We start from the raw sequence: 21,660 nt of genomic DNA, 5'->3' as shown, positions 1-21,660 counted from the left end.
ACTACATTATTACTGATTGTTAACGAATAACGTTGGAAACTTCTTGTTTCAAACAAAGCTCAATAAATTATGAAAGTGAATTGTACGCTTCAATTATTTCATCGGCTAAGCCATCGTCAACTTTAGCATATTCGCTTAAAAACGCTTTTAAACCGTGTTCTTTAATGTAATTATTTTTCTCAACAGTTTCTTGGTCTGCTGTATCATCATACTTCAATAACAATGCAGCTGTATTTAATAAACCAGTGCGTTCTAAATCTTTATTATAAAGATATGTTAATGGTTTTATAATTCTATCTTTAGGGCCAATTTTACGTAACGTACCTCGTCCGACACGTGTCACTTCATCAGATAAATAAGAATTGTTGAAACGGTCTATTATTTTTTCAACATAACCAGCTTGTTCCGCTTCAGTAAAATCAAATTCAATAGTAATATATTGACTTGTTTCAGCTAAAACACGGCGTAAGCCAGCTTCAATTGAACTATCTTTTACAGCGTCTAATACGGTAGCTTTACCTGCAAATTTACCAGCATACGCTAAATATGCATGTCCTGTATTCACAGTTAATAATTTACGCTCAATATATGGTGTTAAATCATCAACATATTTAATATGGTTTAGTTCTGGACCATACCATGCATCTTTTTCAACAACCCATTCGTAAAATGGCTCAACCATAACGTCTAATATATTTTCATTCTTTTGTAATGGTACAATTCTATCAACTGCTGAGTTAGCAAAATGAATATTGTTACCAAGAGGGCCAGTAATATCAAGTACTGCTTTTTTCAATGTATCAGTTGCCATAATAGCATTCTCACAAGCAACAATATTAACATGGTTTGTTTTTTCTTTTAAGAAAGGCGCAAAAGATTTAGCAATAATAGGTAGTATGTTAACACCAACAGCTGTTGTAATAATATCAGCTTCTAGAATTGCTTGTTTCAACGCTTCAGAAGGTTGCATTGAATTAATTGCATCAACATTATTCACGCGCGTCGTTGTTTTAGACTCATCAGCTAAAATAACATCGTATTGATGATCATGAGCTAAAGCATTAATGATTTCTTCATTGACGTCTGCAAATGTTACTTTAACATTGTTGTCTGCAAGAATATAACCAATGAAACCACGACCTATGTTACCACCACCAAAGTGAACTGCTTTCATTATGCATCTGCCTCCTCGAATACTTGTTTAATTTCTTCTGCAGATTTTGCTTGAACGATACGATCCACATTTTCTTCTTCGCTAAATGTAATTGCAATTTTAGATAACAAGTCTAAATGTTCGCCATCTTTACCAGCGATTCCCACGACAACTTTAACTACTTCGCCATCCCAGTCAACGCCTTCAGGGATTTGTAATAATGTTAAACCTGAGTGAATCACATTTGTTTTAGCTTCATCTGTGCCATGAGGAATTGCTAAGCCATTTCCCATAAATGTTGATACGACTTGTTCACGATCTTTCATTGCTTGAATATAAGCATCTGTTACAGCACCACTATCAACTAAGGCTTTACCTGCTTTTTCAATTGCTTCATTTTGGCTGTTAACATTTACATTTAAAAAGATATTGTCATTACTAAATAATTCGCTCATTTTGTACACTCCTAAATAAATTGTTTTTTAATTCGTTCTAAAAATTTGTTTCTTAATAATGTTTCAAGTTCCTGTGGATTTTCCATAAAAGTATCAATAGATTCTAATTTCAAACTTAAAAATTCGGACAAGTCACTTACCAGTGATGCCATAAAATCATTGTCAGGAATAAACATGGAAATCATATATTTAATTGTTTGATTGTCATTTTGAATACTAGGCAATATTAACGGTTCTTCTAAAACTGTGATTAGAACCATAGGGTGTTTAATCATATTGTCTCTTAGGTGTGGTATCGCAACAGGATATGGACTTAATATCCATCCTGGATTGTCAATCAATCGTTGCTCTAGTAGTTCAGCGAATGACGTTGGATCGTTTATTGCATCGCATTGATATAGATAATCTGCGATATATGTTTGCCACTGTTTAACTTCGGTACTAACTATTTTCACTGAATCAAGCAAAGTTAAACCCGAACGCATATGATGCATTAATTGTTCTGATTTTTCGTCACTTAAATGTTTTTCGAAAACTGAAGTTAAGTATGAAGTTTGTTCATTTTCAAAAGATGTATTGCCATCAATATCTTTCGTTTCAACATGAACATCATCCTTATCAATCATGTTTGATGATTTATCATGCGTCTCTTGGAACGTAGACTTTGTATTTAAAAACTGTGCGACATAACTGATATCACTATCTGGTAATAATGGGTTTACCGTTAAATAGGGGGAGTCGATGTCTAAATTCACAGTAGAAATAATGCCATCATATTGACTTAAATCTAGTGACTTCAAATCGCTGACTGATGCTTGTGTAATACGCTCAATCTCACTAAAAACTTGCTCTAGACGAGTTGATAATAGACGACTAGTTCCCATACCACTGCTGCAAACGACTAATATGTTTAAAAATCGATTACCTTGGTTTTTAATCGAGCCACCAAAGTGTAAAACTATAAAAGCAATTTCACTCTCTGGAAAAATCAAATCAGGCCAACAATCATTTAAAGCTAATCTTACATTTTCAAATAGTCTTGGATATTTGAACTTAATCATGTCTGTTAACGGATTATAGGTCTCGATATTAGCTTGCAAACGATTGATTGCAGGATTAAGGTGTAGCGTCAGTCCATCTACTAAAGTATCCAAATCTGCAAATGTCATACCGGAAATCATTTCTACTTTGTTAACAAACGCTTTAATTTTGTTTTCTTCACAACGATTATTTAATGATGTATCATTAAGATTTTTTCGTTTAGCTCCACGTAAATGGATAGTAATGAAAGCAATTTCTGCCTGATTAAACGTGACGTCATATATTTGACCAAGTTTATCAGCAAGTTCGCTTGCTACTTTGTGTTCAAATGTGTTTTGTACAGAATCATAAATATCATCGTTTAATGCGACATACTCACCATTTTTTATACGTGAAATGGATAGCACGATATGGACAGTTAAAGTTAAATAACTTGATTCGGTAAGTTGGTAGGGTAAGGCACTTAGGTAGTCCATTAATAGTCTTTCAACATTAAAAATGCGCTCTAAGTCAACAAAGTCTTTGTGGATTTGATTTAATGAATGAAAGACAAAATGATTTTCAATTACTGAATAAACGCTAGTACTATTTAAGTTATTCACCATTAATTGACTTAAAAATTCACGTTTCTTTGATTCAGTACCTACCAAGTAAATGCCTTCGCCACGCTTTCGAGATAAAGATAGTTGGTACTTATTTAAATCAAGCTCTAAATCATCTAACATCTTTGCTAAAGTCTGGACAGAAACGCCAATTTCTTGCGCTAAACTATATTGTTTAACTGGCTCCTTGGCTTGTATCAAAGCGTATATAATAATTACTTTCTGCTCTTCAACAGATAAGTCAATGGTTTGATGTTGTGCAATCGATTGCTTCAAATCGTTTAAATCAGAATCTGTGCCAGCAATGCGTAGCCCTTTTTTGTTTGCGCGTTCTAAAGTTAATGAAAATGAAGTTAAATATGCTTCAACACCTTTTAATTCACGGTGAATAGTACGAGAGGACACCGCAAGTTGCTGAGCAATGTCGTGTATAGTGATATATTGACCGTGGTACTTAATCAATAGGGCTATCATTTCTTTTTCACGTGTACTCAATAACATGGCGGTATCCTCCATTTTTTAATTTATTTAATTATTATGCTTGATCATCTTTTTTTAGATTATTTAAAAGTTCTTCATATCTTGGTGAATTAAGGAAATTATCCACTGAAATATGGATGGCATTTGGTGTTTGTTTAATAGCACGATCAGTTAGTTTTTTCTGAGTGATAACTAATTGAGCATCTTTTGGCAATTGATTAATCGCAGTATTTGTAACTGTAATATCATTAATGCCCGCCTTTTTAAATTTATTACGTAACATGCTTGCACCCATTGCACTAGAACCCATACCCGCATCGCAGGCAAAAATAACATGATTTATATTATTGTAATTGTGTGCATCAACATCTTCAGTGTTGTAATTATCCAATAGCGCTTCAGGATCATCATCTGATGAAGATGTTTCACTAACATTACCACTAGCATTTTCTTCTGTATTAACATTTTTATCAGAAGATACTAACTTAGAAGCAACGCTTGATTTTTTCCCTTTAGTATTTTCCATTTGAGCTGTCGCAGCTTCTAAATCCTGCTTTGGTTCTCTAGTGAACTTCATAATTAAAGCAGCTACAACGAATGATACAAGTGCAGCAAGGAAGACACCGAGTAACATGTGCAAGAATTCACCTCTAGGTGCATTTAAACAGTAAACTATAAATGAACCTGGTGACGCGGGACTTTTAAATCCAAATCCTGTTGCTTGATAAGTTGCAACACCAGTCATTCCACCTAAAATAACAGCGATAAATAATAAAGGACGCATTAATACATATGGGAAATAAATTTCATGAATACCACCTAAGAAGTGGATAATTCCAGCACCATATGACGTTGCTTTTGCAGTGCCTTTTCCAAAAATCATATAAGCAAGTAAGATACCTAAACCTGGTCCAGGGTTAGATTCAATTGTGTATAAAATTGATTGACCAGCTTTTGCAGCTTGATCTGCACCAAGCGGTGTGAATACACCATGGTTAATCGCATTGTTTAAAAATACAATTTTTGCAGGCTCTACTAAAATACTTACAAGTGGAAGTAGGTGTGCATGTACTAATGCTTCAACTGCCACTGATAAAATATGCATAATAAATTTCATAAGTGGTGCTAAAATTTTAAATCCTGCAATCGTCATGATAAATCCTAAAATACCAGCAGAAAAGTTATTAAATAACATTTCAAAACCTTGCGGCGTTCTAGGTTGAATCAATTGGTCGGTCTTCTTCATTAACCAACCAACAAGTGGACCCATAATCATTGCACCAAGTAACATTGGTGTATCAGGTAATGCAACGATGACCCCCATAGTTGCTGTTGCTGCGATGATACCACCACGTAAATCATAAATTAAACGACCACCACTAAATGCGATCAATAATGGGATTAAATAAGTAATCATTGGTCCTGCTAAAGTAGCTAAATCTTTGTTAGGTAACCATCCATTATCTATAAAAATGGCCGCGATAAAACCCCAAGCGATGAAAGCGCCAATGTTTGGCATGATCATACTACTTAAGAATGATCCAAATGCTTGAACACGACGACCAATTCCTTTTTTCTCTTCAGTTTGTGACATGTTTACACCTCTTTTTTAATATATGTGACTATATATAGTGTATAGAGAGGTTACTTGTTACTCAATATAAACAAAAATCAACTTTGTCAAAATAAATGTGACAAAATTAAATAAAGTGTCATCAATGTGACAGTATAGATATTTTGAAAAAGTAAAACAAAAAAATTGTTTTAGGATTTTTAAAATTTTATTGTGAAAATATTTGCAAAACAAAACAACACCGTTGTACAATAATGATTAATGGAAAGGGGGAAAGTTCGGCAGTACAGTTAAAGCGCCTGTGCAAATAAATATTTGTATTTGAAGATTAAAGGTTAATATATGAGTGGCCTTTATAGAGTGCAATATATGTATTTGTAGACGAGGAGGATAGTGATCGAATAGATCGGCGGATGCTATCCCGGATGTGGCTCATTCGTTAGCTTATTAAGTAAAACATTAGGGTGACTTAATGGACAAAGTTAATAAGATCGCCAGAAATTGAATATAAAAAATATTAATATGGAAAGTACAGTGTGAGCAATTTGTATAGTTGTAAAAATAACTATGCTTAATTTGTTATGGATGAATGCGATGATAGCATGTTCCTATTTATATTATGAAAGCAGATTGTCAATCTAAATTATCGGCAATAAATCATAATTTACGCGTACTATTCCAATATGGAGGAAAATGTCGTTATGTGTGGAATTGTTGGTTATATTGGCTATGATAATGCCAAAGAATTATTATTAAAAGGTTTAGAAAAATTAGAATACAGAGGTTATGACTCTGCAGGTATCGCAGTAGTAAATGATGATAATACAACTGTATTTAAAGAAAAAGGTCGTATTGCAGAATTACGTAAAGTTGCTGATAGTAGCGATTTTGATGGACCTGTTGGAATCGGTCACACACGTTGGGCAACACACGGTGTACCGAATCATGAAAACTCTCATCCACATCAATCATCAAATGGCCGTTTTACTCTAGTTCATAACGGTGTTATTGAAAACTATGAAGAGTTAAAAGGTGAATACTTACAAGGTGTATCATTCATTTCAGAAACAGATACAGAAGTTATCGTTCAATTAGTTGAATACTTTTCAAATCAAGGACTTTCAACTGAAGAAGCATTTACAAAAGTTGTGTCATTATTACATGGTTCATATGCATTAGGTTTATTAGATGCTGAAGACAAAGACACAATCTATGTTGCTAAAAATAAATCACCATTATTATTAGGTGTTGGTGAAGGTTTCAATGTTATCGCATCAGACGCACTTGCAATGTTACAAGTGACAAGCGAATATAAAGAAATCCATGACCATGAAATCGTTATTGTTAAAAAAGATGAAGTTATTATTAAAGATGCAGATGGAAACGTTGTAGAACGTGATTCATATATTGCTGAAATTGATGCATCAGATGCTGAAAAAGGTGTTTATGCACACTACATGTTAAAAGAAATTCATGAACAACCAGCAGTAATGCGTCGTATTATTCAAGAATATCAAGATGCAGAAGGTAACTTGAAAATTGATCAAGACATCATCAATGATGTTAAAGAAGCAGACCGCATTTACGTTATTGCAGCAGGTACAAGCTACCATGCAGGTTTAGTAGGTAAAGAATTTTTAGAAAAATGGGCTGGCGTACCAACTGAAGTACACGTTGCATCAGAGTTTGTCTACAACATGCCATTATTATCTGAAAAACCATTGTTCGTTTATATTTCTCAATCAGGTGAAACAGCAGATAGCCGTGCAGTATTAGTTGAAACTAATAAATTAGGTCATAAATCATTAACAATCACTAATGTTGCAGGTTCAACTTTATCACGTGAAGCAGACCACACATTGTTATTACACGCGGGTCCTGAAATCGCAGTTGCATCTACAAAAGCATATACTGCACAAATTGCAGTATTATCAATCTTGTCTCAAATCGTTGCAAAAGAGCATGGTCGTGAAGCAGATATTGATTTATTGAGAGAATTAGCAAAAGTAACAACAGCAATAGAAGCAATTGTTGACGATGCACCAATTATGGAACAAATTGCTACAGATTTCTTAGAAACAACACGCAATGCATTCTTTATCGGACGTACTATTGACTATAACGTAAGTTTAGAAGGTGCGTTAAAACTTAAAGAAATTTCTTACATTCAAGCAGAAGGTTTTGCTGGTGGAGAACTTAAACATGGTACAATTGCCTTAATCGAAGAAGGTACACCAGTTGTAGGTTTAGCAACACAAGAGAAAGTTAATTTATCAATTCGTGGTAACGTTAAAGAGGTAGTAGCACGTGGTGCACATCCATGTATTATTTCTATGGAGGGTCTTGAAAAAGAAGGCGACACTTATGTCATTCCTCATGTACATGAATTGTTAACGCCATTAGTATCAGTTGTTGCATTACAATTAATTTCATACTATGCAGCATTACACAGAGATTTAGATGTTGATAAACCACGTAACCTTGCTAAATCAGTTACTGTGGAATAATTCACTTTTTTAGAATCAATCATGTATTAAAATTAAAGTATATGGCACCCTTTTAGATTAATCGACTAGAAGGGTGCTTTTTTAGGTCGACTTAGCTTTTACTTCATCTTAATTCGGCAGTAAAACGCAAAAATGAAGTAGTTTATTTATTTAAATAGTCTGACAATTAAGAGTGGTATGTTAATATGATTTTATGAGAAGTTTAGAGTAGCAATAAAGGGGTGACCTCGCATGTTAATTCAATTAGATCAAGTTGGGCGAATGAAGCAAGGAAAAACAATTTTAAAAAATATTTCTTGGCAAATTAATGGAGGTGACAAATGGATTCTATATGGTTTAAATGGTGCTGGTAAGACAACGCTATTAAATATATTAAATGCATATGAGCCTGCGACAACTGGCGATGTTAATCTATTTGGTAAAATGCCAGGCAAGGTAGGGTATTCTGCAGAAACTGTACGACAACATATAGGTTTTGTATCTCATAGTTTACTGGAAAAGTTTCAAGAGGGTGAAAGAGTAATCGATGTGGTGATAAGCGGTGCCTTTAAATCAATTGGTGTTTATCAAGATATTGATGATGAGATACGTAATGAAGCACATCAATTACTTAAATTAGTTGGAATGTCTGCTAAAGCGCAACAATATATTGGTTATTTATCTACAGGTGAAAAACAACGAGTGATGATTGCACGAGCTTTAATGGGGCAACCCCAGGTTTTAATTTTAGATGAGCCAGCAGCTGGTTTAGACTTTATTGCACGAGAATCGTTGTTAAGTATACTTGACTCATTGTCAGAATCATATCCAACGCTTGCGATGATTTATGTGACGCACTTTATTGAAGAAATTACTAGTAACTTTACTAAAATTTTGCTATTAAAAGATGGGAAAAGTGTACAACAAGGATTAATAGATGATATTTTGACATCTGAAAACATGTCACGATTTTTCCAGAAAAATGTAGCAGTTCAAAGATGGAATAATCGATTTTCTATGGCAATGTTAGAGTAAATATTTTGCAAATACTAACTAATAATGACAAAATTTAATTAAGATAAAATGGACAGTGGAGGGCAATATGGATAACGTAAAAGCAATATTTTTGGACATGGATGGAACAATTTTACATGAAAATAATCAAGCATCAACGTATACGAAAGATGTCATTAATCAATTGAGAGAGAAAGGATATAAAGTATTTTTGGCAACAGGACGTTCGCATTCTGAAATACATCAACTTGTACCTCAAGATTTTGCGGTAAATGGCATCATTAGTTCAAATGGAACAATTGGAGAAGTAGATGGAGAAATTATCTTCAAGCATGGTTTATCATTGGCTCAAGTGCAACAAATTACTAATTTAGCTAAGCGCCAACAAATTTATTATGAGGTATTTCCTTTTGAAGGTAATAGAGTTTCTTTAAAAGAAGATGAAACATGGATGCGAGATATGATTCGTAGTCAAGATCCTATTAATGGCGTAAGTCATAGTGAATGGTCTTCAAGACAAGATGCGCTTGCTGGTAAGATAGATTGGGTAACTAAGTTTCCTGAAGGTGAATATTCAAAAATTTATCTATTCAGTTCTAATTTAGAAAAAATAACAACATTTAGAGATGAATTAAAGCAAAATCATGTGCAACTACAGATTAGTGTTTCAAATTCATCAAGATTTAATGCGGAAACAATGGCTTATCAAACTGATAAAGGTACAGGCATTAAAGAAATGATTGCACATTTTGGTATTCATCAAGATGAAACGTTAGTTATTGGAGATAGCGACAATGATAGAGCAATGTTTGAATTTGGTCATTATACAGTTGCTATGAAAAATGCACGCCCTGAAATCCAAGCATTAACTTCAGATGTAACGGCATACACGAATGAAGAGGATGGCGCAGCAAAATATTTAGCAAAGCATTTTTTAGCTGATTAATAACATCGGCAGTTATTTATTATTTAATTTACAATAGTTGAAGAGTAATTTACAAAGGAGCAGTAAAGTTATTTTCTATTAGAAAATGTCTTACTGCTCCTTTGTATGCTAGTAATCCAGATACTAGTGTTATTTCTTCTTTTTGTCTTTCTTCTCCATATATGGAATGAAGAAAATCACAAATAGGGCACAGAGTATAGCTACAATTGAACCGTATGTCATATTAGCATCACCTTTTATATGGTTTATGCATTTAAGTATACTATAACAACTACCGTTATTTTAAGTAGGGGTGTATTTGCGTTAGAGCCCTAACAACTCCAAAATCGCATTTGTGATTTTGGGATAATCAAACATTTCATTCCATAAGTAAGATATGTTTCACTTTATATGAGTTTTTTACATTCACATTCTGTAGTGGTTGTAAGAAAATTTTTTCTTTCTCTTAGGCAGTAATAGGCAATTTACCTGTACTAGTATGAACTTAGTAGTTAAATCGTTCATTAAGATTAAAAAAACTTAGGAATCTCTTCCAAATGCAATTCGTCTTGGTAAGCATTAATTTCATCTAATATTTTTGTTATTGATTCAACTTTATCTTTTTCTAGGGAGGCCGGAAATACAAGGTTTTACTTGAAATTTAAAACCATCAGCGAATTATTTAAATCTACGATTTATTCGACCACTTGTACTTTCTTTTCTTGGCTTATACATGACTATTTTCAAGTTATCCGTTACAAGTTCATTATATACACCTTCTATTAGCTCAAACGATTGTGTTAATGAATTAAATAAGGCATCACTTGATTTACTCATTGTTATGCATGATTATAAAACGAGAATAATAAAGTAGTAGCACACCTATATATAGTGGAATCCTTTGATTATCTTTCGTTTTAAAGTTAATGCTTTCTTTCCAGTCAAACTGTGCTTGATGATCAGGTTTTGTCTCGAATCTTGTTGTATCTTTAGGCGACATCTATTGATAACATTTCATAATATAAGGAGTAAATTCATCATGTTTAAGTATATAAGCTCTAAATGTATAATATGCACAGGTTAATCCATGTTTTTCCTTCGAATATTGCCAAAGTATACGCTTATAGTAAAATTTTTGTTCACTAGTGTCTGAAAGTAATTTTTCGAGGATAGGATAATACTTATCAATAATAGACTGACGATTTCTCTTTCAAAGTTTTCATTTTTCAATGTCTATTTTGAAGGGAGCATATCAGCCGAAAAGGTTGGTGCTCTTCTTTATCAGAGAATAAAAAATGAGAAATTAAATTTTTATATGATGAACAAACGATAACAGGGGAAGAAATAGCTAGTTAGACAAGGGTATGTCACTCAACTGTTTATCGAGTTGATTAAGAAATGAAAAAACTTATACTATGAATTACTGTTTAAAAGTGTGCATGTTATAATATTTATTGAGCAAGTTGGATAGATGGTGGCTAATCTCTTAATAAAGGGGTGATGCCTATGGTTATAGTTGTTACTCCTAGAAAGGACTAGCATGTCTGATTTTGAAATGCTGATGGTTGTATTAACAATCATTGGTTTAGTATTGATTAGTACTCAAGACCATAAAAAATAACCTTCTATTCGCTTTGACCGGCATTTTGAAGGCTATTTTTAAATAAAATATAAGGTCACCGTCTTTTTAACGGGCTCATTAGGGTAACATGTTTCCGAGTGTTGCCCTTTTTGTGTTTCAAGAGTTAAAGATTTTCATCTTTTGCTTCTACTTACTACAAATATATTTTAACACATTTTTCTTATGAATTGTAGTTCTGAACATAATCAGAATTAATAAAACCAACTTTCCATACAGCAGAAAATACAATTAAAAGTATAGAATGTAATCACGAATTATATAAAAAGTATTGGAGACCTCTTCATATATAGATAATTCACTTAGTTATTTTAGAAAGAAGCCCCTAACAACTAAAGTTGAAAAATAGAGGAACACAGTTGGATGCTACGCATCAACTGCATAAGAGCCCCTAACAACTAAAGTTGTAAGGGGCTCTAAAATTTATTTTGGTTGATTGTCTTCTGGTTTATCTGAAGTCATTGTTTTTGTTGTATTATCATTTAATGAATCTTGTGCTTTTTCTGTTTTTGTTTCAACAGATGTTGTCTCTTTATCATTTTCTACTTTTGTATTTTTTGGTTCAGTGACAACTTTTTTATTCTTGTCAGCTGTTTTTACTTTATCTTTAGTAATTTTTTGACCACGTTTTAAGTAATATTGAACGATACCCATTAAAATGATTGCATGAATAACAACGAATAAAATAATTGTCATTACTGTATAAACTCTTATGATATTTTCTGCAACACTCTGAGAGAGTGATTGCGTATTAAATGAAATCAAGTAACCAACAGGTGTTTTAAATAAAATAATAATTAAGTTTAATAATAGTATTCCAATGAAAAATTTGAAAAATGTTTTTTGACCATTTTTCATTGCTTTAAATCCATTAGCTAAGTGTGTTTTTACTTTATCGTTAGTTGATTCAACGAAACTAGTCATAAAGTTGAAAATAGGTATTAACAATAACCAAGTAATAATTGCTTTAATCAATAAAACAACAATGATTATGATGCTTTGAGTTGTAATAGCAATACCAATCAGGTGTGTACTATCTGCATATGATGATTGTACTGAATTCATAATCATTTCTGATACTGGAGAAAATAATTTGTATAGTAATGATGTCAGAAGTGAAAGAACGATAATCATTGCTATAGATACAAGACCGATCAGAACGCTCTTTAAATAATTACCTTTTTTAAATGCAATAAATAAATCGGTAAATTTTACTTTTTCATGACTCATTGCTCGTTTCATAACATTTGTAATTCCGATAAAAATTTGAACTAAAACAAACAGTGAAACTACAGCTGCTATAAGTAATACAGCGATAACTTTTAAATATGCATCTACTGGTGGTTTTTGCCCAAATTGTGAATAAATTGCAATAGTTTGTACATACTTAGCAAGCTGGAAATTAGCAAGTAAATATACAACTGCAATTACAGCAAATGCTATAAGTGCATATATCAATGTTATTAATAATTGTGGTTTAGCATTTTTAAATGCTGATTTAAAGTAAGTAAACAAAGTGGTGCCTCCTTTTCTTCATATAAATACAATAACAAAAAACACGTTATTTTCATATTAATATCTAATAAAAATTAATTAAAGTGACTAAAGTTAGAGAATTATAATAGTAAATTGTCAAAAATATGACTAATGTAAGAAATAATAGTTGAAAATTTGTTAATAAACATTGCATCATCAAAGACCAAACAAGTCGCCATAAAGACATAAAAAACCTACTGCCATTGAAAAGTTTAATCGATGAAATGGCAGTAGGTTAAAATTATTAATGTGCATGCGCGTGATGATGAGCATGATGGTTATGTGAATGACTATGTGTTCCTGAACATATAATCGATTCATCATGTTTGTGATTAGGCGTTTCTAATTGAATAGTCATATGGTGAATATTTAAATGTAATAAATCATGCTCAATGTTTTCTAATAATAATTCACATTCTTTCATTGTCAATGTATGGTCTACAACAACATGACAACTCAATGCATTCATATCATTTGAAATTGTCCAAACATGGCAATCATGCACACTTTGTATTCGTGAATCCTTTTTAATAGTAGTTATAACTTCATCTATATCAACATCACTTGGTGTGCCTTCCATTAAAATGTTAATTGAAGATTTTGTGATACCCCAAGCACTTTTTAAAATAATAACGGAAACTAAAATACTTGCGATAGGATCGGCGATTGTCCATCCAAATGCCCAAATTAAAATAGCTGCAGTAATGGCGCCAACTGAACCTAATAAGTCTCCGATAACATGTAGAAAAGCTCCACGCATATTTAAATTGTGTGAAGTGTCGCCGCCTTTAAACATAAAGAATGCAACAACGATATTGACAATTAAACCGATAATACTAATGATTAACATTTCTTTTGATTGAACTTCAGAAGGAACAAAGAAACGTTTAATCGCTTCAAAAACAATCAAAATACTTATTACAAAAAGCGTTACACCGTTAAATAACGCTGCGAGTACTTCGAAACGTTTATAACCAAATGTTTTTGTAGTTGTGGCATTCTTTTCAGCATAAATAAATGCGACAAGTGCAACACCTAATGAGAATGTGTCGCTAAACATATGGATACCGTCAGATAGTAATGCCAAGCTGTTAGCAAGGAGACCGCCGATGATTTCGATAAACATATATAGACCGATTATTAAAAACGATATAAACAATACTTTCTTATTATTTGTAGTTACATGACTATGCATATGGTCATGATGATGATGTGAATGAGACATATTATAACCCACTTTCTTTAGGATGATTCGCGTGATGTATGGCTTGCTTTAACATAGTTGCTACGTGGATGTCATCTAATGAATAAATCATTGATTGGCCTTGTCGTTTTGCTTTCACAAGATGCACACTTTTAAGTAATTTTAATTGGTGCGAGACATTTGATTGAGATAAATTCAATTGATGTGAAATGTGACCAACACTTGCTTCACTGACTGATAACAATTCCATGATACGTATTCGATTGTAATCGCCTAATGCCTTGAAAATTTCAGTTACGCGTTCTAATGTATCTGTATGTATTTCTGAATATTGTTCTGACATTATATGATAATCCTTTCATATGAATATTTGTTCATATATTAATTTAATACGTTCCCAGTAGTATGTCAATTGATTTTTATAGTTGTAACAAGTTTTACATATCTCATAAAGTGGTATGGCATAGAGAATAATAAATAGGAGAGTGTTGTAAATGAATATTTTGGTTATAGGTGCTAATGGCGGTGTAGGTTCGTTACTAGTGCAACAATTAGCAAAAGAAAATGTACCATTTACTGCTGGTGTTAGGCAATCAGATCAACTTAATGCGTTAAAATCACAAGGTATGAAAGCAATTCTTGTTGATGTTGAAAATGATTCAATAGAGACTTTAACTGAGACGTTTAAACCATTCGATAAAGTTATCTTTTCAGTAGGTTCTGGAGGGAACACGGGTGCAGATAAAACAATTATTGTCGATTTAGATGGTGCTGTTAAATCAATGATTGCGAGTAAAGAGGCTAATATTAAACACTATGTCATGGTTTCAACATATGATTCGAGACGTCAGGCTTTTGATGATAGCGGTGATTTAAAGCCATATACAATAGCTAAACATTACGCTGATGACTATTTAAGACGTTCAGGTTTGAATTATACAATTTTACATCCAGGGGCACTTACAAATGCAGCAGGATCTGGAAAGATAGAAGCTGCACAATATTTTGATGGTAAAGGTGAAATTCCTAGAGAAGATGTTGCGACAGTATTAAAAGAAATTGTCACATCCAATCATTTTAATCACCAAGAGTTTCAAATTATTAGTGGTGAGCAGGACATTAAAGATGCTTTAACTCAATTTGAAATTGAAAAGGATTAATAAGGATAGTAAATATGATTTGAAGCGGGTTACGTTTTCGTAACTCGTTATTTTTTTGAAAATGATGAATTATAAGTATGAATAAGTACGTATTGTCTATGCATTTTACAAAGAATTTGAACAATGTATGGCACAACTATTAAAGTTGTTTATTAATTGGTATAATGGGCGAGTAAATTTAAAGGGAAATGTGTACAAATGTAAGAGAGATAATCTCTATGCTATTAATTTTTAAAAATGTTAAAGTACTGTAAATTTAAGTGAAGCGCTTTAATTGGCAGTACTGCAATGTTAGTAAATATGGTACAATCACTAATAGTTAATTTGAAATGTGGAAGTTTATAATACGATGTAAATGAGAACAAAATCAAAATATAATGGAACAACAACATCAGAGTTCTATTGCTTACTTAATCACAATGGAGGTGCAACAATGCCATTATTTTTACAACCAATTTTAAAAACAAAATTATGGGGCGGTCAACGTCTAAGTGAGTTTGGATATCAATTAGACAATGATACAACTGGGGAATGTTGGTGTGTGTCAGCACATCCAAATGGTACGAGCGAGATTATTAATGGACCATATCAAGGTCAAACATTAGACCGTATTTGGTCAGAACATCGTGAATTGTTTGGTGATTTCCCAAGCAAAGATTTTCCGCTTCTAACTAAAATAGTGGATGCAAGAGAATCACTTTCTATTCATGTGCACCCTGATAATTCTTATGCTTATGAGCATGAAAACGGGCAATATGGCAAATCTGAATGTTGGTATATTATAGATGCAGAAGAAGATGCAGAAATAGTTATAGGGACATTAGCAGAGTCTAGAGAAGAAGTTGCGAATCATGTTCAACACGGAACGATAGAGTCGATACTTAGATATATTAAAGTAAAACCTGGAGAATTCTATTTTATTCCAGCAGGAACAGTACATACTATTTCTTCAGGAATATTAGCATACGAAACGATGCAATCGTCAGACATTACATATAGACTTTATGATTTCAATCGTCAAGATAATCAATATAATGATAGACCGTTAAATATTGAAAAAGCTTTAGACGTTATTCAGTACAATGCACCATTACCTAATATTTTGCCTGAAAGCGAAATTATTGAAAACCATAAGTGTACACACATTGTATCGAATGATTTCTTTACATTGGTTAAATGGGAAATTTCTGGCACGTTAAATTATATGAAGCCTAGAGAGTTCTGTTTAGTTACAGTGTTGGAAGGCGAAGGGCAAATGATTGTCGATGGTGAAATTTTCAAACTGACTACTGGTACAAACTTTATTTTGACTTCTGAAGATTTGGATAGTGTCTTTGAAGGTGATTTCACATTGATGATTAGCTATGTGTAATAGTGTAATAACAATTTAGGAGTGAATGATTTGAAGCAATTTCTATATATTGCGTTAGTATGTGGTGTGATAGCAGGTCTTGGTGCTTTCTTACATATACCGCAGTATCCGAGCATGACAATTCCACGTATAGTAGCTATTTTAGGAATTATCAGTGCTATGTTGACTTTTAAAGACAAGCAAATCAGCGCCTCATTAAAGTTTAGCGCATTGTTAATTAATGTGCTGCCATTATGCGGTACCTTTGTAGCTTCAAATTAATTGTCGATAGCGCGTTTGAATATAATACAGTGCATTAACAGAAGAAATATGATTGTGTTAATGACATTGATGAAAATAAAGCACATCAACATAACCTCTCACTTGCATAGTAGTGAGGGGTTTTTTGTTGGTTTATATAAAATGAAGTAATTAATATTTAATGAAAATTAAGACATGATAAAATTCTAACGGCAGTATAGATATTTAAAAATGTGTATCAATGGCGCTATAGAGATAAGCAAGCATAGTGGTATCATATATAAATTTGTAATTTTTATTGCATAGTGTATGCAAGCATGTTTTTTATATGCAAAATAGGTAGCTAAATATGTTAAACTGTTTGTAACAATTTTTATCATTAAGACAGATATAATAAATAAAATATAGAAAACTGATTAAAAGGTATACAGTTGCTCGTATGTGTGTCCAACTGTATTTAGAGTCGCACTTGTTGTAAAGCAAAATAGTTCGACTTACTTAGAAGTGAAAACGATAAGGGTCTGGGACGTAAATTAATGTCCTGGGCGCTACAATGTTATAGGAAATGCGATTAAAATCGCAGTGAACAAAGGGTATACAGTTGTTCGCATACGCGTCCAACTGCATAAGAAACACTAAAAGAATGTAATTCATAGTGTTTCTAAAATTTATTCAGGTTAAGGAGTATTAAGATGACAGCAGAAACGAATTATTTTTGGTTGAATTGTGGATATAACCGTTGGAATCATAATGAACCGTTAGTAGGACAAACAGCTTTATTTGAATCAGGCGCACATTTTAACCCATCTCAAGGATTTAGAGCGTTTAAAAAGGCTAAAGTAGGAGATCAAGTCATCTTTTATCAAGTTCAGACGGATACTGGACTACTTGGATGTGGTGAAATTATTAGTGTTGAAACAGGTGCACAAAATAAAATACGTGTACAGTTTCGTTTTAATGAACAATTGAAACCATTAACAGCAGATTATTTAAAGCGTAGTGAAGCTTTGGAATTTCGTATAAGTAATATGAAAGAGACATTGTTCAATCAAATCACTGCAGAAGAGTTTGATTTAATAAGTGGTCTTGGTAAAGGCGAAATTAAGATACCGCGTTATTTCTTTTTAGCTGAAACTGAAGAATTTGAACCTGGAAACCAATATACGATTTATACGCACACGTACAACGGTATTAAACGTAATGGTTATCATTTTTATACTCAGTTAGAAGAAGGCGACAATATTATTTTTTATAATCGAACGAAAAATCAATCTGTCGTTGGAATTGGAGAAGTATCAAAGCATATTCATGAAAAACCACCAATTCCTGGTAGAACAAATAGTACAGTGATTGAAGTGTCTTATGAGAAAGACATTACACCGATTACATTAAGTACATTAAATAAGCATCCTAAATTGAAAAACTTATATTTCCTTCAAGAAAATGCAAAACAGGCTATTGCAAGTATGTCACAAGCACAGTATGATGCAATTATTGAAATGAGCGATAATAATGGATTGAAATCTCCATTTGAAATGGTTCAAAAACCAGATATGCTTGAAAGTGAAAAAGAAGAAGCGTTAAAGCCATTTATTTTACTTGTTGTAGATCGAAAAGAAGAAGGCTTAAAAGCGGCTAATGACTTATTGCAAAAAGCGAATGCAAATCCTGTTATAACAACAGGTCATCCTGATTTTTCAGAAGATATGCTTTATGGCAAGTATTTACCAAATGAAACAGGGGCATTATACTATCGTGAAGGGTTTATTACTCAATTAATGCCTAAAAAGGATAAAAGTTATTTAGTTATTGATAATTTTAATCGTATAGATACAGACATTTTCCAAACGTATATTAATGTGTTAGAAGGCTATGAAGTAACATTACCACGTTATAATAAAGACGGTAATATGATTAAATGGTCACGACAAAAAGATTCTTTCTATTATTTCAATCCTAATTGGCATATTGTAGGTATTACATATGACAGTTTAGAGGAAATTAAGGAGAAATATTCAGAGCAGTTTTTAAAATACACACGTATAGTCAAAGTCAAACATGACTAATGATATATGGTAGTTTTTGAAAAGAAGTAAGGATAGGATTAAAAATTGCATAATTGCATATTTGAATAACCGCATAAAGAAAAAATGACGGGTAATCAACCATAAGAGCTAATTAAGAGCTTATGATAGATTACTCGTTTTTATTTTAATAAATAATAAAGACAGTATATGAATATAAAAGAATTTATGTTACAGAATTAAAACTTTATATGAGTTTTCCAGTGGTATGTTGAATAAGACGAATGACCAAACGCTAAGTTAATAATAAGAAATAAGATTACACTGTAGATTGAGAAATTTAAAGTAAATAAAAAATACATTATACAATAAATATAAAACTGAAAAATAAATTTTATGGCAATTTCGTGTCGCGAGGACTTATCAAGTGACAACCTTGTTTAAATGTTTTTAAATTAGGAAAAATGACTATAAGTACTATTAAAGGAGCGAATAAATTATGCCAATCGTATATTATGATGGAAACTGTATATATTGTTATAACTATGTCATTTGGTTAATTCAACATGACCTACCAAGAAATTATCAATTTGCCACGTTAAAAGGTGAAGTTGGCCAACAATTTTTTAAACAACATCCAGAAGCGGCAAATAAAAATAGTGTGATTTTACAGAAAGGTGATCGTATATATTTTGAATCGCAGGCGATTATTAAACTAATCACAGCACTACCTAATCGAACTAAATTATTGGGCGTAGGTTTATGGCTTGTACCTAAACCAGTCCGTAATTTCGGTTATCGAATGTTTGCTAATAATAGAAATAGAATGTGGAAAACAACATGGCACCAACCAAATGATTATGAAAAATCGTTCTTTTTAGATGATAATGCGAAAGTAAAACTTACTGATTGATAAAACATACTTGCTAATTGATAATGGATATATTAGATGATGAATTAAAATTTAGGCATTTAAATAGCGGAACACTTTACGGTTAGATTAGAATAATTATAAAAAAGAGAGTAAAAACACTTTACAGATTAGAATTATTATAATATAATAATTAATATAAACAAGCAAGACGTAGACAATTTTAAGGAGTGTATTAAATATGAGTAATCAACAAGATGTTGTAAAAGAATTGAATCAACAAGTAGCAAACTGGACAGTAGCTTACACAAAGCTACACAATTTCCACTGGTATGTGAAAGGGCCTAACTTCTTCTCATTACACGTTAAATTTGAAGAATTATATAATGAAGCAAGCCAATATGTAGACGAATTAGCTGAAAGAATTTTAGCGGTAGGAGGAAACCCTGTAGGTACATTAACTGAATGCTTAGAGCAATCAATTGTTAAAGAAGCTGCGAAAGGTTACTCTGCAGAACAAATGGTTGAAGAATTATCACAAGACTTCACAAATATCTCAAAACAATTAGAAAACGCAATCGAAATTGCTGGTAATGCTGGCGATGATGTATCAGAAGATATGTTTATAGGTATGCAAACATCAGTAGATAAACATAATTGGATGTTTAAATCTTACTTAAGCTAATCTACAGATAAGTAATAATATAAATAAAAGCCAACACATAAATGGGGATACGCCCAGAATGTGTTGGCTTTTTGAGTTTAATCGCATTGTTAAAGAGCAATTAAAGTCAATTTAAATAAGTTACTCTGCGATTTCTAAAGCGATTTCCATCATTTGTGTAAATGAATTTTGACGTTCTTCAGGTGTAGTAGCTTCGTCACGTAAAATATGATCACTTACTGTGAAAATACCAAGTGCTTTTTTACCAGCATGAATCGCATTTAAATATAAACCAGCTGATTCCATTTCGATACCTAAAATACCCATTTTTTTCCAAGCATCATTGAATGTTGGATCGGCATTGTAAAATGTATCAGAAGATAATACGTTACCTACGTGTGTAGTAGCACCGATTTGGTCAGCGACATTTTTAGCTTTAGTTACTAACTCGAAGTCAGCGATAGGCGCGAAATGACCTGGAATATTGTATTGATCTACATAATTTGAATTAGTTGATGCAGCTTGTGCAATAATAACATCGTATAAGTTAACATTTTCTTGTAATGCGCCACAAGAACCGATACGAATGATTGTATCTACATCAAAGAAGTTGTATAACTCATATGAGTAAATACCAATACTTGGAATACCCATACCAGAACCCATTACAGAAACTTCTTTACCTTTATATGTACCAGTGTAACCAAACATGTTACGTACATCGTTAAATTGTTCAACATTTTCTAAAAAATTATCAGCAATATATTTTGCACGTAGCGGATCGCCAGGCATTAATACTGTTTTAGCAATTTTTACTCCATTTGGTTGAATATGTGGTGTACCTTTTGTCATTTGTTATCTTCTCCTTAATATTCATTAATAATTTTAAGATAACATTTGTTTCCCTTTTTTGCGAATTTTTGTACTATAGAATTAAAGAATTATAAAAATATAATCCTGATTAGCTTGTTGTCAAGTCATCGTTCATAATGAAGATATCACGTTCAATTGTATTGTTTGTTTATGGGAAATGAATTAATGTAATAGTATATGTATGCGGTTACATAAAAAGCGAACATCTAACCTGATATTTAAATGAACCTGACGCTCAATCAACTAATTTACAACCGTATTTTTATAATCAACCATAAAGGAGGAGATAGAAAATGAATAGTGCAAAATTGATTGATCACACTTTATTGAAGCCTGAGTCAACACGTA

Annotated in this window: 19 protein-coding genes and 1 pseudogene; 11 read left to right on the top strand and 9 right to left on the bottom strand. The window is 32.3% G+C overall.

The genetic code is table 11. The features are described from left to right. Positions 1-67: 67 nt before the first annotated feature. From HMPREF3247_RS01515 to HMPREF3247_RS01500, 4 genes are read right to left on the bottom strand one after another with little or no spacing between them, the layout of a single operon-like run. Positions 68-1,174, bottom strand: a complete 1,107-nt coding sequence (locus HMPREF3247_RS01515; protein ID WP_000648743.1) for a mannitol-1-phosphate 5-dehydrogenase — start codon at positions 1,172-1,174, stop codon at positions 68-70. After that, entirely contained in the window at positions 1,174-1,608 is a 435-nt protein-coding gene (locus HMPREF3247_RS01510; RefSeq protein WP_001292149.1) for a PTS mannitol transporter subunit IIA, read from the bottom strand. Before HMPREF3247_RS01510 ends, HMPREF3247_RS01515 begins: the two co-directional genes overlap by 1 nt. Before the next feature lie 11 nt (positions 1,609-1,619). Continuing rightward, positions 1,620-3,752, bottom strand: a complete 2,133-nt coding sequence (locus HMPREF3247_RS01505; protein ID WP_000927361.1) for a BglG family transcription antiterminator — start codon at positions 3,750-3,752, stop codon at positions 1,620-1,622. A 34-nt stretch (positions 3,753-3,786) separates the two neighbouring features. Further along, on the bottom strand, positions 3,787-5,325 hold the full coding sequence (locus HMPREF3247_RS01500; protein WP_000083807.1) for a PTS mannitol transporter subunit IIBC: 1,539 nt from the start codon (positions 5,323-5,325) through the stop codon (positions 3,787-3,789). Positions 5,326-6,005: 680 nt separating this feature from the next. Here HMPREF3247_RS01500 and glmS point away from each other — a divergent pair. The 3 genes from glmS to HMPREF3247_RS01485 all read left to right on the top strand — a co-directional run bounded on the left by glmS (position 6,006) and on the right by HMPREF3247_RS01485 (position 9,750). Further along, complete coding sequence (glmS, locus tag HMPREF3247_RS01495; RefSeq protein WP_000334465.1) at positions 6,006-7,811, top strand: glutamine--fructose-6-phosphate transaminase (isomerizing); 1,806 nt, start codon at positions 6,006-6,008, stop codon at positions 7,809-7,811. 231 nt (positions 7,812-8,042) lie between these two features. Beyond that, positions 8,043-8,825 (top strand): ABC transporter ATP-binding protein, encoded by a 783-nt coding sequence (locus HMPREF3247_RS01490; RefSeq protein WP_000908189.1) that lies wholly within the window; start codon positions 8,043-8,045, stop codon positions 8,823-8,825. Between the two features lie 67 nt (positions 8,826-8,892). Further along, complete coding sequence (locus tag HMPREF3247_RS01485; protein ID WP_000370928.1) at positions 8,893-9,750, top strand: HAD family hydrolase; 858 nt, start codon at positions 8,893-8,895, stop codon at positions 9,748-9,750. A gap of 657 nt (positions 9,751-10,407) precedes the next feature. Here the strand turns inward: HMPREF3247_RS01485 and HMPREF3247_RS14130 are convergent. Further along, a complete protein-coding gene (locus HMPREF3247_RS14130) occupies positions 10,408-10,566 on the bottom strand; it encodes a hypothetical protein (RefSeq protein WP_001792784.1) in 159 nt (52 codons plus the stop codon). Positions 10,567-10,986: 420 nt separating this feature from the next. Here HMPREF3247_RS14130 and HMPREF3247_RS15080 point away from each other — a divergent pair. Both HMPREF3247_RS15080 and HMPREF3247_RS01480 read left to right on the top strand, forming a co-directional pair. Further along, positions 10,987-11,085: pseudogene (locus HMPREF3247_RS15080) on the top strand (resolvase); the annotation flags it as partial. A gap of 160 nt (positions 11,086-11,245) precedes the next feature. Beyond that, complete coding sequence (locus HMPREF3247_RS01480; protein WP_001802298.1) at positions 11,246-11,350, top strand: hypothetical protein; 105 nt, start codon at positions 11,246-11,248, stop codon at positions 11,348-11,350. Positions 11,351-11,791: 441 nt separating this feature from the next. On the opposite strand, the gene HMPREF3247_RS01475 is transcribed toward HMPREF3247_RS01480, so the two are convergent. From HMPREF3247_RS01475 to czrA, 3 genes are all read right to left on the bottom strand, one after another. Further along, entirely contained in the window at positions 11,792-12,883 is a 1,092-nt protein-coding gene (locus HMPREF3247_RS01475; protein WP_000495681.1) for a hypothetical protein, read from the bottom strand. Between the two features lie 265 nt (positions 12,884-13,148). Beyond that, on the bottom strand, positions 13,149-14,129 hold the full coding sequence (czrB, locus tag HMPREF3247_RS01470; RefSeq protein WP_000019743.1) for a CDF family zinc efflux transporter CzrB: 981 nt from the start codon (positions 14,127-14,129) through the stop codon (positions 13,149-13,151). A 1-nt stretch (position 14,130) separates the two neighbouring features. Then, the gene (gene czrA / locus HMPREF3247_RS01465) at positions 14,131-14,451 is read right to left on the bottom strand and encodes a Zn(II)-responsive metalloregulatory transcriptional repressor CzrA (RefSeq protein WP_000003755.1); all 321 of its coding nucleotides are present in this window, start codon (positions 14,449-14,451) and stop codon (positions 14,131-14,133) included. A 151-nt stretch (positions 14,452-14,602) separates the two neighbouring features. Here czrA and HMPREF3247_RS01460 point away from each other — a divergent pair, with 151 nt between their 5' ends. The 6 genes from HMPREF3247_RS01460 (at position 14,603) to HMPREF3247_RS01435 (ending at position 20,460) form a co-directional block, all read left to right on the top strand. Beyond that, a complete protein-coding gene (locus tag HMPREF3247_RS01460) occupies positions 14,603-15,268 on the top strand; it encodes an SDR family oxidoreductase (RefSeq protein WP_001024095.1) in 666 nt (221 codons plus the stop codon). Positions 15,269-15,701: 433 nt separating this feature from the next. After that, complete coding sequence (locus HMPREF3247_RS01455; RefSeq protein ID WP_001127960.1) at positions 15,702-16,640, top strand: type I phosphomannose isomerase catalytic subunit; 939 nt, start codon at positions 15,702-15,704, stop codon at positions 16,638-16,640. A gap of 30 nt (positions 16,641-16,670) precedes the next feature. Continuing rightward, positions 16,671-16,901 carry a hypothetical protein gene (locus HMPREF3247_RS01450; RefSeq protein WP_000808817.1) on the top strand — a complete coding sequence of 77 codons (231 nt, stop codon included), beginning with the start codon at positions 16,671-16,673 and terminating at the stop codon, positions 16,899-16,901. A 671-nt stretch (positions 16,902-17,572) separates the two neighbouring features. Further along, positions 17,573-18,946 (top strand): EVE domain-containing protein, encoded by a 1,374-nt coding sequence (locus tag HMPREF3247_RS01445; protein WP_000123393.1) that lies wholly within the window; start codon positions 17,573-17,575, stop codon positions 18,944-18,946. A 457-nt stretch (positions 18,947-19,403) separates the two neighbouring features. Continuing rightward, on the top strand, positions 19,404-19,817 hold the full coding sequence (locus tag HMPREF3247_RS01440; RefSeq protein WP_001123303.1) for a thiol-disulfide oxidoreductase DCC family protein: 414 nt from the start codon (positions 19,404-19,406) through the stop codon (positions 19,815-19,817). A gap of 199 nt (positions 19,818-20,016) precedes the next feature. Continuing rightward, on the top strand, positions 20,017-20,460 hold the full coding sequence (locus HMPREF3247_RS01435; protein WP_000070866.1) for a Dps family protein: 444 nt from the start codon (positions 20,017-20,019) through the stop codon (positions 20,458-20,460). 120 nt (positions 20,461-20,580) lie between these two features. On the opposite strand, the gene deoD is transcribed toward HMPREF3247_RS01435, so the two are convergent. Further along, a complete protein-coding gene (deoD, locus tag HMPREF3247_RS01430; RefSeq protein ID WP_000160304.1) occupies positions 20,581-21,291 on the bottom strand; it encodes a purine-nucleoside phosphorylase in 711 nt (236 codons plus the stop codon). Positions 21,292-21,660 lie beyond the last annotated feature (369 nt).

Origin of the sequence: Staphylococcus sp. HMSC36A10, assembly GCF_001838845.1 — a bacterium.
GTDB classification, from domain to species: domain Bacteria; phylum Bacillota; class Bacilli; order Staphylococcales; family Staphylococcaceae; genus Staphylococcus; species Staphylococcus aureus.
This window is presented reverse-complemented; position numbering and strand designations above follow the sequence as displayed.

What these genes read in the sequence shown, in the direction of transcription:
- HMPREF3247_RS01515 (WP_000648743.1), bottom strand. Translation starts at nt 1,174, where the DNA reads ATGAAAGCAGTTCACTTTGGTGGTGGTAACATAGGTCGTGGTTTCATT.
- HMPREF3247_RS01510 (WP_001292149.1), bottom strand. Translation starts at nt 1,608, where the DNA reads ATGAGCGAATTATTTAGTAATGACAATATCTTTTTAAATGTAAATGTT.
- HMPREF3247_RS01505 (WP_000927361.1), bottom strand. Translation starts at nt 3,752, where the DNA reads ATGTTATTGAGTACACGTGAAAAAGAAATGATAGCCCTATTGATTAAG.
- HMPREF3247_RS01500 (WP_000083807.1), bottom strand. Translation starts at nt 5,325, where the DNA reads ATGTCACAAACTGAAGAGAAAAAAGGAATTGGTCGTCGTGTTCAAGCA.
- glmS (WP_000334465.1), top strand. Translation starts at nt 6,006, where the DNA reads ATGTGTGGAATTGTTGGTTATATTGGCTATGATAATGCCAAAGAATTA.
- HMPREF3247_RS01490 (WP_000908189.1), top strand. Translation starts at nt 8,043, where the DNA reads ATGTTAATTCAATTAGATCAAGTTGGGCGAATGAAGCAAGGAAAAACA.
- HMPREF3247_RS01485 (WP_000370928.1), top strand. Translation starts at nt 8,893, where the DNA reads ATGGATAACGTAAAAGCAATATTTTTGGACATGGATGGAACAATTTTA.
- HMPREF3247_RS14130 (WP_001792784.1), bottom strand. Translation starts at nt 10,566, where the DNA reads ATGAGTAAATCAAGTGATGCCTTATTTAATTCATTAACACAATCGTTT.
- czrB (WP_000019743.1), bottom strand. Translation starts at nt 14,129, where the DNA reads ATGTCTCATTCACATCATCATCATGACCATATGCATAGTCATGTAACT.
- czrA (WP_000003755.1), bottom strand. Translation starts at nt 14,451, where the DNA reads ATGTCAGAACAATATTCAGAAATACATACAGATACATTAGAACGCGTA.
- HMPREF3247_RS01460 (WP_001024095.1), top strand. Translation starts at nt 14,603, where the DNA reads ATGAATATTTTGGTTATAGGTGCTAATGGCGGTGTAGGTTCGTTACTA.
- HMPREF3247_RS01455 (WP_001127960.1), top strand. Translation starts at nt 15,702, where the DNA reads ATGCCATTATTTTTACAACCAATTTTAAAAACAAAATTATGGGGCGGT.
- HMPREF3247_RS01445 (WP_000123393.1), top strand. Translation starts at nt 17,573, where the DNA reads ATGACAGCAGAAACGAATTATTTTTGGTTGAATTGTGGATATAACCGT.
- HMPREF3247_RS01440 (WP_001123303.1), top strand. Translation starts at nt 19,404, where the DNA reads ATGCCAATCGTATATTATGATGGAAACTGTATATATTGTTATAACTAT.
- HMPREF3247_RS01435 (WP_000070866.1), top strand. Translation starts at nt 20,017, where the DNA reads ATGAGTAATCAACAAGATGTTGTAAAAGAATTGAATCAACAAGTAGCA.
- deoD (WP_000160304.1), bottom strand. Translation starts at nt 21,291, where the DNA reads ATGACAAAAGGTACACCACATATTCAACCAAATGGAGTAAAAATTGCT.